This window comes from Duganella sp. OV510, from assembly GCF_900100205.1.
Taxonomy (GTDB): domain Bacteria; phylum Pseudomonadota; class Gammaproteobacteria; order Burkholderiales; family Burkholderiaceae_D; genus Rugamonas.
On sequence record NZ_FNEQ01000016.1, the window covers coordinates 25,400 to 39,575 of the forward strand.

The window sequence follows — 14,176 nt, forward strand, 5'->3', positions numbered from 1 at the left end:
GAGGCTGCGTTCAGATTGAGGAGATCAACCTGGCCCCGCAAGCAGCCTTGTCGCCATCGTAAGCTACGGCTTTGCCGTGGTGATGTCTGTCGCTGGAAGCGACCTGTATCGGGAAGGTTCCTTTGCATTGAGGACACATCGTTAAGTCGCCTTCCACGGCGACCGTTTTCCCTAGCGCCTTGAGGGATGGTTGGCCAGAAATTACCTTGCCTCCGTGAGTAGTCTGGTCGCCTAAGCGAATGACGCCGAGCCCTTTGCTGTTCTTCATAGTGATTGCCCCTCCGCTACTCGATGTATGGCGTTGCGGAACCACGGAACACTCGACGATAGCGCCAATGTCCGGATGCCTCCACGAATTGGTTGCGAAAACCGGCAACAGAGTCATGCACAAACTTGTCGAAGAACTCTGCCAATGCGGGGGAAATCTTGGGTTGCGCCTCGATACGGGCTCGCAGAGCTGGGGCTTCCAGCTCAAGATGCAGCAAGCTCGTTAAATTGTCGCCACGGTTAAAAGAGAGTGTTGGGCGCAAGGATATTCTTGAATAGGCCGGGGAGCTTTTAATTTGCTCATCGGAGATACAGAAGTAAGCGTTGGCTTCCAATAGGAGTCCACGATCTTCAGCATTCGCCTTCTTGACCTGCTCTGTATTTTGATACGCCCGCCTTACCTGCCAGCGCCAAACGAGGTAGGGAAGCGACCAATCTGGCAATAGTCTCGGCGCCTCGGTGGATTCATTGAGAAACAGATCAAAGGCATTTTGCAATGCTTCATCGACTGCAAAGAGGTTCTTATAGTCTTTTGGTAAAAGCTGTTTTGACAAGGGGACACCTGCCTTCACCGCGCAGTCAAACATGTGGTTCAGCGGTATCTGGGAAAGCTTAAGGGAATCACGTGCTGAAACACCTAGCTCCCCAAAAGCATATCCACCACCGACATCACTGTGCGAACCTGGATAGGCAAATTCCAAACAATTTGAGGGAAGCGCATAATCAATCGATACCGTATCGAGCGGAAAGCTCTTTCGCAATTCGTGCATGGCGACGAAGTGGACACAGTTTTCGACACTCTGAAGGATGCGCATAACATCAGGCATCGCCCACTCAGAATGGCCTCCTGTTGCTCGTCTGTTCGTTATTCCTTCCACCACGCCCACTGATGCGACGGTATCCATCAGGCCCAGGAAGCGAAATCGAACTGGGATTCCGCCCAGCGATGAACTAATCATTAAGTCATTCATCCAGTGGCAAAAGACTCGCGCCTCAGTCGCCCCACGAGAGAACCCGAACACATCCAGAAAACAAGTGCAAATCTTGGGAACCTTTGCAGTCTGCATTCTGTTTCGAATGTCCTGTAAGCATACACTTAAGAACTTCTTTCGTCTGGCTCCATCAGCGTCGTCAACCAGATTGCCCAGTAGCCCCAATTGTTGAATAATTTCTTTCTCAGGCTTGGAGGGACTGGCCTTACAAAGCGCCTTGATGCGTTCCTTACCAAACATCAATGTGTTAAAAAGACTCCAATGTAACGCATCAATAACCCGCAACATCGCAAAAATAATTCGCCCATCACCTCCACTTGCAAAAGCACCTCCACTCCTCGTGTCGGAATCTTCACCTATTGATGGAAAGCTTGTACCCAAGCCAGGAACGTATATGCGGTGACTACCGAGCGACGGGAAGTCGGGGTATGTATAGTGAAGTCGAGCGATATTGGAGACGGCTGATGGCCCGCTAAGAGGAGCGAGTCGATTGCCCGTGCCATCAAAAAAAATACCTATCTGGACTGTCATTTCGCAAGAGGAAGCTTGAGGAAGCGGTGACGGCTTTGGAGGTTTCACATTGTCGACAGGTGGGATTCTGGCGATAGGAAATTTCCCGCCGAGATCTTTCACTTCCATGGGTTCCTCTCCTCAGACTTACTTTTTTCCAACTCGGCTTGAGAAAACATTTCACCTATAGGCCATCCGGCAGTAGCCATCGGGCCGCCTTCCCTTGGGCCGTAAGGGACCGGGTGTAGCGGACTAGAAACCGAGTACACACTGGACACCGCGCGTACTCTGCCACGGGGAAAGAAGTGGACAATTAAATCATAGGGTTCGTCATACTTTTCCACCGGCACCTTTGCTATGTACAACTTTGCATCAATAACGCTGTCATAATTTCCCTTTGCGATCTCAGCATCGTTCGCGTGGGTCCAATCTTCGACTCCCCATCTGATGTCGACAATTAGCCCAGGTCGCCACTTTGCAGGGAGCATGGCGCAACAGACTATCGAACCACCGCCGCCCTGTCTCCCGACGCTGTCTCCTCCATACTTATTCACGTAGAACCTCGAAATCATATAGCCAGGTCCGAGATGCTGTACACCAGTGAGCGCAACTGGAACGAGTTCATCGTTGGGTGATATGGCTGAAAACTTTGCGTATCCAAACCAAATCGCGGTGCCGAATACTGCGGAGAGTATCGATAGGATCAAATATTTTTTCATGGTTCAGCACTCCCTCAAATAGGTGGTTGCCATGCGGTGCAGATCTTTGCGGCGCAAAACCGGATCTGTCTGCGCCAGCACTTTATCTAGTGCTGCGTGGTGTAGCAGCCGGCCATCGGTATCAAAAACGTCACGGACAAATAGCAGTAGTTCCGTGTTCTCTTCGCACCCTGCAGAGACCCAGATTTGACGAGCTCGCTTTGCATATTCAAACGCTTTCGGTGTTGAATATTCTGCGTGGTTTCCCGGTCGCATCTTGCGCAGATTTGCTAGAAGTTGATCTGTCTCCATCGCGCTTCTTAACGCGGCGATTTGAGCGTCACTGAATACCAGCGGAGGTCTAAGTACGACTTCAGTTTTGAATACCGGGAGCGACGCTAGCAATCCATCGCGGCCATGAATTCTCCAGCCTTTGAACGGCGCCACGATCGCCGACCACTGCTCCGCTGTCAGGACAGCAGACAGTACAGGTAGCACCGCACAGTCAGCAAACCGCAGCGTAAGTTCTATGCCATCGGGCGCTTTTATATGGACAAACTCCCGAAGATGATTCTGTAGCTCAATCAACGTCAACGCTGTTTCGATGAACGAAATGCCTAATTGAGGATGCTGCGCGTTGACGAGCCGCATGACGGCATCCAGCGCATTACAGAGGATGGCGCGTTCGACATCAATCAGGATCGGACTGACAGAAATCGCCTCTCGGCCGTACAACGCCACAACCCAGCCAGGCTTGCGGCGCTTCTTCAGCCACGGCTTATTCAATGGATTTCCGATCAGCGTGGTGTCGATAAGAATATAGGTCGAGGCCATGGTTAAGCTCCAGATTTAACCAGCGCACTGTGTGCGTCAGCAGCGATCAACAAGCATGGAACACATATTTTGTGCGGAACCTTATCCCCGGCAAATGAGGCCTGACGACTTTGGCCAGGAAACGTCTGATGATCGGCTGCGTACATTTCATGCTTCCCGGAGGTATAGCCCCTGATGCCACCAGCACTTAGCTCCAGTTCGGTGCCACCGCCATTCAGACGCACTCCCTTCTTCGCTTTGAGTGTGATCCAGTCGGTATTGCTGATAATCTCAATCACTTTACGGGCCAAAATCTGTAGCTGATCGTCCTGCGCCTGCAGATCCACCTTGCCACTCGCTGCGGTGACCTTGATGCCGCCTTCATTGGCAAAAAGACTCATCGCTTGTGCAGAACGCACTGCCGTGGTCTCGCCGGATGTCAGTGAAGTGGCGGCTGCGCTGACAATATCGATGCTCGTGGCTGCACCTACTGCGATACTCCGGGCGCTGGTACAAATCACACCTGCGGGGCCGCTAAGTCCGATAATCGGCGCGCCTGCATCTTCAAGTGTTTTTAGCCTGTCGATCAAGTCGGGAAAGTCTTTGCCAGGCGCTTTCTCGCCGGCATGCTGCCCAGCTTGTTCGCCTAGCTGCGCGATCAGCTTCTGCAGTCCTTCCGCAATACGGATAAGTTCAGAGCGCTCAAGGTGCTTTCCTTTTTCCGCTTCGGCTGACTCGGCGGTTATCAGAACGCCTTGCGCACCGCGCACTGCCACACTCATGTCGCTACGCAGCTCCGCACCAGCGCCCCGCTGCGTGCCTTGACCATCTGACCGTGGTTGAGATAACCAGCCTAGATTCAACTGGCTGGCGCCGTGATCACTCGCCAACTGGGCACTAATCTCGCCATTCGTATCATCAAACCGAAGTTGACTGGAGCGTCCGCCCTTAATTTCGCGGCTCTTGCTGCCAGAAAGGTAGCGATTTCCTGGCAGGCCTCCACCACTGCTTAGGGCTGCGGGTGCGGCGGTCTGGTTGTAAAGCTGACCGATGATCACTGGCTTATCAGGATCTCCATCGAGGAAAGCAACCATCACCTCCGTGCCTACGCGTGGCAGGCCGATAGTGCCGCACTGTTGGAAGTGACCAGGGCCGTTGCCGGCCCAGTTGGACATGACTCGCACCCAGGCAGAATCAGTCTGGGTGTCCGAAGCGCCGCTGCCGGCGGCTTGCTCGTGATCGGCCATGCGGGTGCCTGGGAAGCGGATTTTTACGCGGCCTAGTTGATCGCAATGCACTTCTTCGCCTTCAGGACCGACCACCACTGCGCTTTGCATTTGCGCCTGTGGCACGTCGCAGCGCGGATCGAAGGCGGGGACAATGGTCACGCCGCGCCGCACGGCGGTGAACTGGATGTGCATGCGCAGCGGCCCGCTGGCCACCTTGTCCGCCACGTCGCGCAGTATCTGCAGTTCGGTGACGCCTTGCATCCAGCGGCTGCGGGCGAACAGACGCTCCACGCGCGCAGCCAGCGCGTTGGGAAGGTTGTTTTGCGCCAGCACCTGCAACGCGGTCACGATGAAGTCGCGCTCCTCCGGTGGATGCGCGTCGACTTCCGGGTGCTCGGCCAGCGTGAAGTATTCGCCAGCGCACAGGTCGCGTACACTGCCTTCTCCGTGGAAGCATTTCGATTCATAGTCGTGCCGGCTCATGCGCAGTTGGCCGAGGCGGAACAGGTCTTCATTGTCATTGCCGGCGTGCGGCGGCAGGATCAGGTAGTCGTCCAGGCTGGCGGCCAGTTCGTTGCCGCTCACACCCTGGTCGATGCCGCTGCTGGCATCCACCAGCATCAAGTCCTGGCCCTGTAGGTTCATGTAGTCCCAACTGTGACGCGTGACCGTGCCGGGTTGCAGGCTGCGCACCGCACTCCAGGCGGTGATGCTGTCGCGTTCTTCGGTAGCACTGTCGCGGTGGTAGCGGATGGTGCCGGCGGCATTCTGCTCCAGGCAGTCGGCATTGTTAAACAGCACCAGCGTGTGGCTATCGCCATCGGCGCGAATGGTCCAGCCGATGCCGCGCCGTTTCAGCAGGCGGCGGATGAACGCGGCGTCCGATTCATTGTGCTGCATGGTGAACTCGCGCTTGGGGTAGCTGCGCTGGCTGAAGGCATCGTTGGTCTCGTGTTTGAAGCACGTTCCGAGGATCGGGCTTTTCTGCCGCCACTCGTTGAGGATGCGCTGGACGATTTCGACTTCGTCCATGTTGCGGAACACGCGTGTGTTGCTACGTTTTTCCAGAATGGCCAGCGCGTCGCGCAGCACTAGTTGATAGCTGGCCAGGCCGCCGTCGCTATCGCCGGAGCTGGCTTCGGTGATGATGCCGCACACACTGCGCAAGCCGCCACGATCGGTGACGAATTCCAGCACGCCTGGCACGGCGATCAGCTGCTTGAGCGGCATCCGCGAGTTGGAGGAAACGCACAACACGCGGTATTCGATGCCGCCGCAAATGGTCTCTGAACCATACACGCGCTGCGGCAGCAGCATGTCGTCATTGACGCCGCCAGGCAGATCGAGGCGCAGCCGCAACGGCCGATTGTCCGTGATCAGTTCCTTGTCCAACGCCATAAAGTCGAACAAGCCGTTGTCATTTTCCATGGTGTCTCCGCTTAGCCGCGCAGTCTCCTATGGTGTCACGATGGGAAAAGCAGATTTTGATGTCGAGCAAGCAGTCCACCGACGAAGCGCATGCACCGGCGATGGTGGAGGCGCTTTACCGCGCCAAGCAATTGGGCCGCAACCGCGTGGAACTGGCGGACGCTGAATCCATTTCCTCAATCGCTGGCGCGGTGTGAGGCCAGCTGGCGGTACTGGCTGGGCGTCAGCCCGGTGGTTGCCTTGAACTGGCGGGTGAAAGCGGAGTGGTCGCCATAGCCGCAGGCTTGCGCGATCTCCGCCACGCTGGCACCGCCGTTCAGCATGCGCGAGGCGGCGTCCACGCGTGTCTGGATAATCATCTGGCGCGGCGTCAGGTGGAAGATGCGCAGGAAGTAGCGTTCGATCTGCGCCACCGACATATTCGCGATGCGCGCCAGCTCCGGCAGCTGCAAGGGCTGGCCGTACTGTTCATGGATTACATGCACCGCCGCCGCCACCTTGCGGTAGGCCGGGTTCTTCTTGTCCGCCATCGCCAGGTCGCGCGAGATGCCGGTCAGGCCGACGATGCGGCCGTGCGGGTCGCGCAGCGCGTGCTTGCGTGTCAGGCACCAGCCGGGATCGCGGTTCGGATACAGGTGCAGTTCCAGCTGGTCCTCGATGGCCGCTTCGCCGGCCAGCACCTGCAAGTCCTGCGCCATATAGGTGTGGCCGAAGGGCTGGGCAAACACCTCCGCCGGGGTCTTGCCGATCAGCGCGGATTTGTGCCGCTGGCCGCAACGCTGCACCAGCGTCTGATTGACCACCACATAGCGCCCCTCGACATCCTTGACGAAGAACACCACGTCCGGCAAGGCATCGAACAGCCCTTCCGCAAAGAAGGGATCGGCAATATTTGCGCCCATACCACGGCGCGCGGCGAGATTGTTGTCGGATTCAGTATGCATGAACTTTATTGTGCGTTATTGTGCAGATTTCGTCACTCATTGTGCGCAGCCGGTGCAAGACAGTTTGCGGCGCCGCGCCTAAGATTTATAGCATGAAAACCATCTCCATCATCGATTCCCATACCGGCGGCGAACCTACCCGCCTGGTCACCGAAGGCGGTCCTGACCTCGGCGCCGGCCCGCTCAGCGAACGCGTTGCACGGCTGCGCGCCGCCCATGACAACTTCCGCTCGGCGGTGGTCTGCGAGCCGCGCGGTTCGGATGTGCTGGTGGGCGCCCTGCTGTGCGAGCCGCATGCGCCGGACTGCGTGGCAGGTGTGATCTTCTTTAACAACGTTGGCTATCTCGGCATGTGCGGCCACGGCACCATCGGCCTGGTGGCCTCGCTGGCCTTCATGGGCCGCATCGGGCCGGGCCGCCACCGCATCGATACGCCGGTTGGCGTGGTGGAAGCGGAACTGCACGCCGATGGCAGCGTCACCGTCGACAACGTCGCCTCCTGGCGCAGCCGCGCCGCCGTCACCGTCGAGGTGCCGGGCATCGGCCCAGTCACTGGCGACATCGCTTACGGCGGCAACTGGTTCTTCCTGGTGGCCGGCCACGGCCTGGCGCTGGGCGTGGGCAATGTCGAAGCACTGACCAACTATACCGTGGCGGTGGCGCAGGCATTGGCCGACCAGGGCATCACCGGTGACAATGGCGCGGTGATCGACCACATCGAACTGTTTGCTGATTCGCGCACCGGCGCCGACAGCCAGAGCTTCGTGCTGTGCCCCGGCAAAGCCTACGACCGCTCGCCATGCGGCACCGGCACCAGCGCCAAGCTGGCCTGCCTGGCGGCCGACGGCAAGCTGGCAGAAGGTGCGATCTGGAAGCAGGAAAGCGTCATTGGCAGCGTGTTTGACGGCTCCTACCGCGTGCGCGACGGCCAGCTGCTGCCTAGCATCCGCGGCAAGGCCTGGGTCAATGCGCAGGCGCAGCTGATCCTCGATCCGACCGATCCCTTCGTCTGGGGCATCCGGTGAATAATGCCGAAGTGATCGTCATCGGCGCCGGCATCGTCGGCGCCGCGTGTGCGGACGCGCTCAGCGAGCGCGGGTTGCGGGTGGCGGTCATCGAGCAGGACATCGCCGGCGGCGGCGCCACGGCAGCCGGCATGGGCCACCTGGTGGTCATGGACGACAACGCGGCCGAACTGGCGCTGTCGGCCTACTCGGTGGCGCTGTGGAAGGACCTGGTGGGCGAGCGCCCGCAACGTCACGAATACAGCGGCTGCGGCACCATCTGGGTCGCCGCCGATGAAGAGGAAATGGATGCCGCGCTGGCCAAGGCGCACACGCTGTCCGGCCACGGCCTGCTGTGCGAAGTGCTGACGCCGGCCGCCCTGTACGCGCGCGAACCGCAGCTGCGCGCCGGCCTGGCCGGCGGCCTGCTGGTCAAGGGCGATGGCCTGGTGTATCCGCCGAAGACCACGCGCATCCTGCTGGACCGCGCCATGCGCCGTGGCACCATCACCAAGCGCGCCACCGTCGCCGCCATCGAGGATCATGGCGTGCTGCTGAGTGATGGCACACGCCATCAGGCGCAGCACATCGTGCTGGCGGCCGGCGCGCGCTCCAGCGCACTGCTGCCCGAACTGCCGGTGCAGCCGAAAAAAGGACACCTGGCCATCACCGACCGCTATCCCGGTTTCGTCAAGCACCAGCTGGTGGAACTGGGCTACATCAAGAGTGCGCACGCTTCCAGCGGCGACTCGGTGGCCTTCAATTTGCAGCCCCGTCCTACCGGACAAATCCTGATCGGCTCCTCCCGCCAGTTCGACACGATCGATCCGGCGGTGGAGCCGGCCATGCTGCAACGCATGCTGCGCCATGCCGCCAGCTTCACGCCGCGACTGGCGGAGCTGAACGTGCTGCGCACCTGGACCGGCTTCCGCGCCGCCACGCCGGACGGCCTGCCGCTGATCGGCCCTTGCGCCGCGCGGCGCGGCCTGTGGCTGGCCACCGGCCATGAAGGCCTGGGCATCACCACCTCATTGGCGACGGCGCAACTGCTGGCCGGCCAGATCCAGAATGAAAAAACGCGCATCCCGTTTGCGCCGTACTTACCGGGGCGCTTCCATGCCTGACCAGATCACCATCAGCATCAACGCCCGCAGCATCAGCGTGGCGCCCGGCGTCACCGTGGCCGCAGCTGTCGCCATGGCGGGCAACATCATCACCCGCCGTTCGGTCGGCGGCGCTGCACGTGCACCACTGTGCGGCATGGGCATCTGCCAGGAATGCCGCGTCACCATTGACGGCATGCCGCACCAGCTGTCATGCCAGACCTTGTGCGCCGACGGCATGCACATCGTCACCGCCAGCGAGGCCGTGGCATGAAACACTTTGATGTAATCGTCGTGGGCGCCGGCCCGTCCGGCCTGGCTGCCGCGCATGCAGCGGCGTCGCATGGCGCGCGGGTGGGCATCGTCGACGACAATCCTTATCCGGGCGGCCAGATCTGGCGCGGCGCGCCCGACACGCAGACCGACGCACGCGCACCGCAATTGCTGGGCGAACTGCGCGGCTTCGACAACGTCGAGTTCCTGCCGCAGACGCGCGTGATGTACGCGCCGCAACCGCAACAGCTGCTGGTGCAAACGCCTGGCACCTCGGACACGCTGCAATACCAGCAGCTGATTATCGCCACTGGCGCGCGCGAGCGGCTGTTGCCCTTCCCCGGCTGGACGCTGCCCGGCGTCACCGGCGCGGGCGGCCTGCAAGCGCTGTCCAAGGGCGGCTATCCGCTGCAAGGCAAGCGCGTGGTGGTGGCCGGCAGCGGCCCGCTGCTGCTGGCGGCTGCCGCCACGCTGAAGGGCAAGGGTGCGCACATCGTCGCCATCATCGAGCAGGCGGCGACACCGGCGCTGCTGCGCTTCGGCCTGGGGCTGCTGGCAACGCCGTCGAAGATCGTTCAGGCGCTGCGCCTGAATGCGCAGCTGCGCGGCGTGCCTTACTGGCGCAACAGCTACGTGCATTCGGCGCACGGCGACGGCACGCTGCAATCGGTGCAGGTGCAACGCGGCTTCGAACATGAACTCGACATTCTGCAATGCGACTACCTCGCATGCGGCTATGGCCTGCTGCCCAATGTCGAACTGGCGCAGGCGCTGGGCTGCGCCACCGTCGTGCGCGATGCGCAAACCGTGGTGCAGGTCGACGAGTGGCAACAAACGACGGTGCCCGGCGTGTATTGTGCTGGCGAAGGCACGGGCGTCGGCGGCGTCGACCTGGCGCTGGCCGAGGGACGGATTGCCGGCCTGGCGGCCAGCGGTCATCAGGAACAAGCGCGCAGCGTGTTTGCCGCGCGTGCGCGCTGGCGCAAGTTCGCCGATCTGCTGGCACGCTCTTTTGTGCTGCGTTCAGAACTGCGCACGCTGGCCGGCGATGAAACCATCGTCTGCCGCTGCGAAGATGTCTGCCATGGCGACCTGCGCACACAAACCTCGTGGCGCAGCGCCAAGCTGCAAACGCGCTGCGGCATGGGTCCGTGCCAGGGCCGCATCTGCGGCGGCGCCACCGAAGTGCTTTACGGCTGGCGTCCCGACGCGGTGCGCCTGCCGATCTCGCCAACCCGCATCTCCAGCATCATCGACTAAATGCGCTTGATGGTGGAGCCGCGCAGGATCAGCTGCGGCTCGATCATGGTGGTGGCCGGCGGCTCCTTGCCGTCCAGCGTGGCGATCAGTTTTTCCATCGCGGCGGAGCCCATGCGTTCACTTTGCAGGTCCACTGTGGTCAGCGCCGGCGAGGTGTACAGGCCGTACTGGATGTTGTCGAAGCCGGCCACCGACATCTGTTCCGGCAGCTGGAAGCCCAGCGTCTGCGCCGCTTTCATGAAGCCGAGCGCGATCAGGTCGTTGTAGCAGATCAGCGCATCTGGATGCTCGGCGCCCAGCATGATCGAGGAGCACATGCGCTCCCCTTCCGCCGCCGTCGGCGCGCCGCCTTCGTGGACGATCAGTTCCAGCCCGTGCGCGGTCATGCATTCGCGGATGCCGCCCAGCCGTTCCTCGTCGCGGCGCGAGCGCGGGAAGCTGAGGTAGGCGATGCGCTGGTGGCCCAGCGAAATCAGGTGGCGCGTCAGCATGTAGGCGCCGCGATGGTCGTCGCTGATTACCCACGGTATCGGCAACCGGTCCAGCCGGCCGAAGAACACCAGCGGCTTGCCCAGTTCCGTCATCCAGTCCATTTCATCTTCCAGCATGCGCGAGAAAACGATCATGCCGTCGACGCGGCGGCTCAAGGCTTCCAGCAACTGGCGCTCGCGGCCCGGATTCTCTTCGGTGTCGACCAGCAGCAGCGTGTAGCCATGCGCCTGCGCCACGCGGTTGGCGCCCTTGACGATGCTGGTGAAGTGCGGATTGCTGACGTCCAGCACCGACAGGCCGATGCTCTTGGTGCGGCCGGTGATCATCGAGGCCGCCAACGGGTTGGATCGGTAGCCCAGCTTGGCAATCACTTCCGTGATGGTCGCCTCCACCGCCGGCGAGAAGCGCTGCGCGCCATTGACGAACTTGGAGACGGTCGCCGTCGAGACGCCGGCGGCGGCAGCGACGTCACGGATGGTTGCTACGTTTTTTTTCATTTTCAGACTGTCGGAAAGCGTGGCAGCGGCTGCGCCAAAGGGACAATCTTAGCATGACGGCATGCTGGCTTATCCCGGAGTCAGTCGGCGTCGAAGCGGAAGCTGGTCCGCGAACGGAATACCTGACCCGGATACAACGCCGTGGTCGGGAAGCTGGCGTGGTTCGGGCTGTCCGGCAAATGCTGGGTTTCAAACGCAAATGCGCCATAGCGCTGGTAGCCGACGCCCTCGCTGCCGATCTCCGTGCCGTTGAAGCCATTCACGGTGTACAGCTGCACCGACGGTTCGCTGGTGCTGACCGTCATGCGGCGCCCGCCGCCGGTCACCACCGCCACCTGCGCATACTCGCCCACCGGCTTGGAAAACACCAGGCTATGGTCATAGCCGCCAGGGACCGACGGCAGCCGCGCATGCACGCTGGCGGCCTTGCGGAAGTCGAACGGCGTGCCTTTCACATCCAGCAGCGCGCCGGACGGAATGCGCAGGGCGTCGGTGTCCAGATAGCGGTCGGCGGCGATCTGGAACTGATGCCCTTCCAGCGTGTTGGCGGCGGCGCCGGCCAGGTTCAGGTACAGGTGATTGGTCAGGTTGTGCACTGTCGGCGCACTGCTGGTGGCCTGGTACTCGATGCGGAATTCGTCACTATCACGCAACAGGCGATAGGTGACGCTGATATCCATCGCGCCGGGGAAGTTCTGGTCGCCGTCCGGGCTATGCAGGCGGTAGATGGAGCCGAGCGAGCCGGCATCGCTGAAGTCCTCGCGCTGCCAGACGCGCTTGTCGTACGGCGCCGGGTCGCCGTGGATGGCCATGCCCTTGCTGTTGGCGACCAGTTGCACGGTCTTGCCCTCCAGCGTGTAGCGGGCGTTGGCGATACGCCCGGCGTAGCGGCCGATGATGGCGCCGTAGCGGCCGCGCGTGCGTTCAAACGAGGCCAGGTCCGGCAGGCTGAGGATAACATTGCGGCGCTGGCCTTGGGCGTCGGCCACATCGGCCTGCACCAGCGTGGCGCCGTAGTCGATATACGCCAGCTTCATGCCACGGGCGTTTTCCAGCACCACCTTCTCGACCTTCTGGCCGGCTTGCGTCACGCCATACGCCTCCACCTGGATGCCTGGGGCAGCCAGCGCGGAAGCAGAGGCCGCGAGCAGCGCGGCCAGTGGCGCCAGGCGCATCACAGGTCGGTGATTTCCATATGGCGCGGCACCAGCGCCTTCATCACTACCCACGCCGCCAGATAGGCCAGCGCACAGATCGCGAACATGATCATGTAGCCGGTGTGGATGTCGTTGATCGTTTTATAGTAGTCGAACACCCAGCCACCCAGCTTGGTCAGCGCAACGCCGCCGATGCCGCCGGCCATGCCGCCGATGCCGACCACCGAGGCCACCGACTTTTGCGGGAACATGTCAGACACGGTGGTGAAGATATTCGCCGACCAGGCCTGGTGCGCCGAGGCGCCGACACCGATCAGCAGCACTGGTATCCAGTAGCTGATCGCGCCCAGCGGCTGCGCCAGCAACACCACCAGCGGAATGAAGGCGATCAGCAGCATGGCTTTCATACGGCCGTCATACGGCGCATAACCGCGCGCCATGAAATAGCTTGGGAACCAGCCGCCGCCGATCGAGCCGATCATCGTCATGCTGTACAACACGGCCAGCGGCAGCACGATGGCTTCGCCCTTCATGCCGTACTGCGCCGACAGATAGGTTGGCAGCCAGAACAGGAAGAACCACCAGACGCCGTCGGTCATGAACTTGCCGAAGGCGAAGGCCCAGGTCTGGCGATATTTCAGCAGCTGGAACCAGGAGACTTTCTTGGCGGCGGCAATCGACGCCTCTTCGCTTTTTTCCACCGGCGCCACGGAGTCGCTGCGGATGTAAGCCAGTTCTTCAGCCGACAGGCGCTTCTGCTGTTCCGGCTTGTCGTACAGCCACAGCCAGAAGGCCATCCAGATGAAACCGATCATGCCGATCATGATGAAGGCAGCCTGCCAGCCCCAGATGGCGGCCAGCAGCGGCACGGTGATCGGCGCCAGGATGGCGCCGACGTTGGCGCCGGAGTTGAAGATGCCGGTGGCGAAAGCGCGTTCCTTTTTCGGGAAGTATTCGGCAGTGGCTTTGATCGCGGCCGGGAAGTTGCCGGCCTCGCCCACCGCCAGCACCGCGCGCGAAATCATGAAGCCGATAATCGACGGCACCGCCGCCACGCCGAAGATGGCGAGGAAGGACACCGCCACTTCGCCCATCGGCACCGAGAAGGCGTGCAGCAGCGCGCCCAGCGACCAGATGGTGATCGCCACCACATAGGCGGTCTTGGTGCCGATCTTGTCGACCACGCGGCCGGCAAACAGCATCGAAATGGCGTAGACAAACTGGAAGGCGGCGGCGATGTTGGCGTAATCGGTATTCGTCCAACCAAATTCCGTCGATAAGGCGGGGGCTAGCAGACTCAATACCTGGCGGTCCAGATAGTTGACGGTGGTAGCAAAAAACAACAGGGCGCAGATGGTCCAGCGGTACTTACCGACGGACTGGGCCACCGCTTGCGCATTGACAGGCTCGCTCAGGTTCATGGCATCACTTATATTGTGTTTATGGTGATGATCTCTCGGTCTCCACGAGATCATTCTCTTAGTCGTATGTCATCGTACAACCATAAAA

Annotated in this window: 14 protein-coding genes; 5 read left to right on the forward strand and 9 right to left on the reverse strand. The window is 61.0% G+C overall.

Annotated elements, in window-relative coordinates; all coding sequences use genetic code 11:
• Positions 1–10: 10 nt before the first annotated feature.
• Genes BLS51_RS28485 through BLS51_RS28505 form a run of 5 tightly spaced genes read right to left on the reverse strand, consistent with a single transcriptional unit; the run spans position 11 to position 5,937 of the window.
• Positions 11–385, reverse strand: coding sequence for a PAAR domain-containing protein (locus BLS51_RS28485; RefSeq protein WP_307188174.1), 375 nt, complete (start codon positions 383–385; stop codon positions 11–13).
• Complete coding sequence (locus BLS51_RS28490; RefSeq protein WP_090183383.1) at positions 285–1,898, reverse strand: T6SS phospholipase effector Tle1-like catalytic domain-containing protein; 1,614 nt, start codon at positions 1,896–1,898, stop codon at positions 285–287. The genes BLS51_RS28485 and BLS51_RS28490 overlap by 101 nt, the downstream gene beginning before the upstream one ends.
• Complete coding sequence (locus tag BLS51_RS28495) at positions 1,889–2,488, reverse strand: DUF3304 domain-containing protein (RefSeq protein WP_090183381.1); 600 nt, start codon at positions 2,486–2,488, stop codon at positions 1,889–1,891. Before BLS51_RS28495 ends, BLS51_RS28490 begins: the two co-directional genes overlap by 10 nt.
• A 3-nt stretch (positions 2,489–2,491) precedes the next feature.
• The gene (locus BLS51_RS28500; RefSeq protein ID WP_090183377.1) at positions 2,492–3,301 is read right to left on the reverse strand and encodes a DUF4123 domain-containing protein; all 810 of its coding nucleotides are present in this window, start codon (positions 3,299–3,301) and stop codon (positions 2,492–2,494) included.
• Between the two features lie 2 nt (positions 3,302–3,303).
• A complete protein-coding gene (locus BLS51_RS28505) occupies positions 3,304–5,937 on the reverse strand; it encodes a type VI secretion system Vgr family protein (RefSeq protein WP_229207558.1) in 2,634 nt (877 codons plus the stop codon).
• Positions 5,938–5,996: 59 nt separating this feature from the next.
• Here BLS51_RS28505 and BLS51_RS29890 point away from each other — a divergent pair, with 59 nt between their 5' ends.
• Positions 5,997–6,134, forward strand: a complete 138-nt coding sequence (locus BLS51_RS29890) for a hypothetical protein (protein ID WP_175472716.1) — start codon at positions 5,997–5,999, stop codon at positions 6,132–6,134.
• On the opposite strand, the gene BLS51_RS28510 is transcribed toward BLS51_RS29890, so the two are convergent.
• Entirely contained in the window at positions 6,114–6,881 is a 768-nt protein-coding gene (locus BLS51_RS28510; protein WP_090183374.1) for an AraC family transcriptional regulator, read from the reverse strand. The genes BLS51_RS29890 and BLS51_RS28510 overlap by 21 nt on opposite strands.
• 92 nt (positions 6,882–6,973) lie before the next feature.
• Between BLS51_RS28510 and BLS51_RS28515 the strand changes: the two genes are divergently transcribed.
• The 4 genes from BLS51_RS28515 to BLS51_RS28530 are packed head-to-tail and all read left to right on the forward strand — an operon-like array spanning position 6,974 to position 10,521.
• Positions 6,974–7,906 carry a 4-hydroxyproline epimerase gene (locus BLS51_RS28515; RefSeq protein ID WP_090183371.1) on the forward strand — a complete coding sequence of 311 codons (933 nt, stop codon included), beginning with the start codon at positions 6,974–6,976 and terminating at the stop codon, positions 7,904–7,906.
• Positions 7,903–9,009, forward strand: coding sequence for an NAD(P)/FAD-dependent oxidoreductase (locus tag BLS51_RS28520; protein WP_090183368.1), 1,107 nt, complete (start codon positions 7,903–7,905; stop codon positions 9,007–9,009). The genes BLS51_RS28515 and BLS51_RS28520 overlap by 4 nt, the downstream gene beginning before the upstream one ends.
• On the forward strand, positions 9,002–9,262 hold the full coding sequence (locus BLS51_RS28525; RefSeq protein WP_090183366.1) for a 2Fe-2S iron-sulfur cluster-binding protein: 261 nt from the start codon (positions 9,002–9,004) through the stop codon (positions 9,260–9,262). Before BLS51_RS28520 ends, BLS51_RS28525 begins: the two co-directional genes overlap by 8 nt.
• Positions 9,259–10,521, forward strand: coding sequence for an FAD-dependent oxidoreductase (locus BLS51_RS28530; protein ID WP_090183364.1), 1,263 nt, complete (start codon positions 9,259–9,261; stop codon positions 10,519–10,521). The genes BLS51_RS28525 and BLS51_RS28530 overlap by 4 nt, the downstream gene beginning before the upstream one ends.
• Here the strand turns inward: BLS51_RS28530 and BLS51_RS28535 are convergent.
• The 3 genes from BLS51_RS28535 to BLS51_RS28545 form a co-directional block, all read right to left on the reverse strand.
• Positions 10,518–11,510 (reverse strand): LacI family DNA-binding transcriptional regulator, encoded by a 993-nt coding sequence (locus tag BLS51_RS28535; protein ID WP_090183361.1) that lies wholly within the window; start codon positions 11,508–11,510, stop codon positions 10,518–10,520. The two genes, BLS51_RS28530 and BLS51_RS28535, sit on opposite strands and share 4 nt — an antisense overlap.
• Before the next feature lie 80 nt (positions 11,511–11,590).
• Positions 11,591–12,685, reverse strand: coding sequence for an aldose epimerase family protein (locus BLS51_RS28540; RefSeq protein WP_090183359.1), 1,095 nt, complete (start codon positions 12,683–12,685; stop codon positions 11,591–11,593).
• Entirely contained in the window at positions 12,685–14,088 is a 1,404-nt protein-coding gene (locus BLS51_RS28545) for an MFS transporter (RefSeq protein ID WP_090183356.1), read from the reverse strand. The genes BLS51_RS28540 and BLS51_RS28545 overlap by 1 nt, the downstream gene beginning before the upstream one ends.
• Between the last annotated feature and the right edge of the window lie 88 nt (positions 14,089–14,176).

Coding starts and splice junctions, on each gene's coding strand:
- BLS51_RS28485 (WP_307188174.1), bottom strand. CDS start 385: ATGACTCTGTTGCCGGTTTTCGCAACCAATTCGTGGAGGCATCCGGAC.
- BLS51_RS28490 (WP_090183383.1), bottom strand. CDS start 1,898: ATGGAAGTGAAAGATCTCGGCGGGAAATTTCCTATCGCCAGAATCCCA.
- BLS51_RS28495 (WP_090183381.1), bottom strand. CDS start 2,488: ATGAAAAAATATTTGATCCTATCGATACTCTCCGCAGTATTCGGCACC.
- BLS51_RS28500 (WP_090183377.1), bottom strand. CDS start 3,301: ATGGCCTCGACCTATATTCTTATCGACACCACGCTGATCGGAAATCCA.
- BLS51_RS28505 (WP_229207558.1), bottom strand. CDS start 5,937: ATGGAAAATGACAACGGCTTGTTCGACTTTATGGCGTTGGACAAGGAA.
- BLS51_RS29890 (WP_175472716.1), top strand. CDS start 5,997: ATGTCGAGCAAGCAGTCCACCGACGAAGCGCATGCACCGGCGATGGTG.
- BLS51_RS28510 (WP_090183374.1), bottom strand. CDS start 6,881: ATGCATACTGAATCCGACAACAATCTCGCCGCGCGCCGTGGTATGGGC.
- BLS51_RS28515 (WP_090183371.1), top strand. CDS start 6,974: ATGAAAACCATCTCCATCATCGATTCCCATACCGGCGGCGAACCTACC.
- BLS51_RS28525 (WP_090183366.1), top strand. CDS start 9,002: ATGCCTGACCAGATCACCATCAGCATCAACGCCCGCAGCATCAGCGTG.
- BLS51_RS28530 (WP_090183364.1), top strand. CDS start 9,259: ATGAAACACTTTGATGTAATCGTCGTGGGCGCCGGCCCGTCCGGCCTG.
- BLS51_RS28535 (WP_090183361.1), bottom strand. CDS start 11,510: ATGAAAAAAAACGTAGCAACCATCCGTGACGTCGCTGCCGCCGCCGGC.
- BLS51_RS28540 (WP_090183359.1), bottom strand. CDS start 12,685: ATGCGCCTGGCGCCACTGGCCGCGCTGCTCGCGGCCTCTGCTTCCGCG.
- BLS51_RS28545 (WP_090183356.1), bottom strand. CDS start 14,088: ATGAACCTGAGCGAGCCTGTCAATGCGCAAGCGGTGGCCCAGTCCGTC.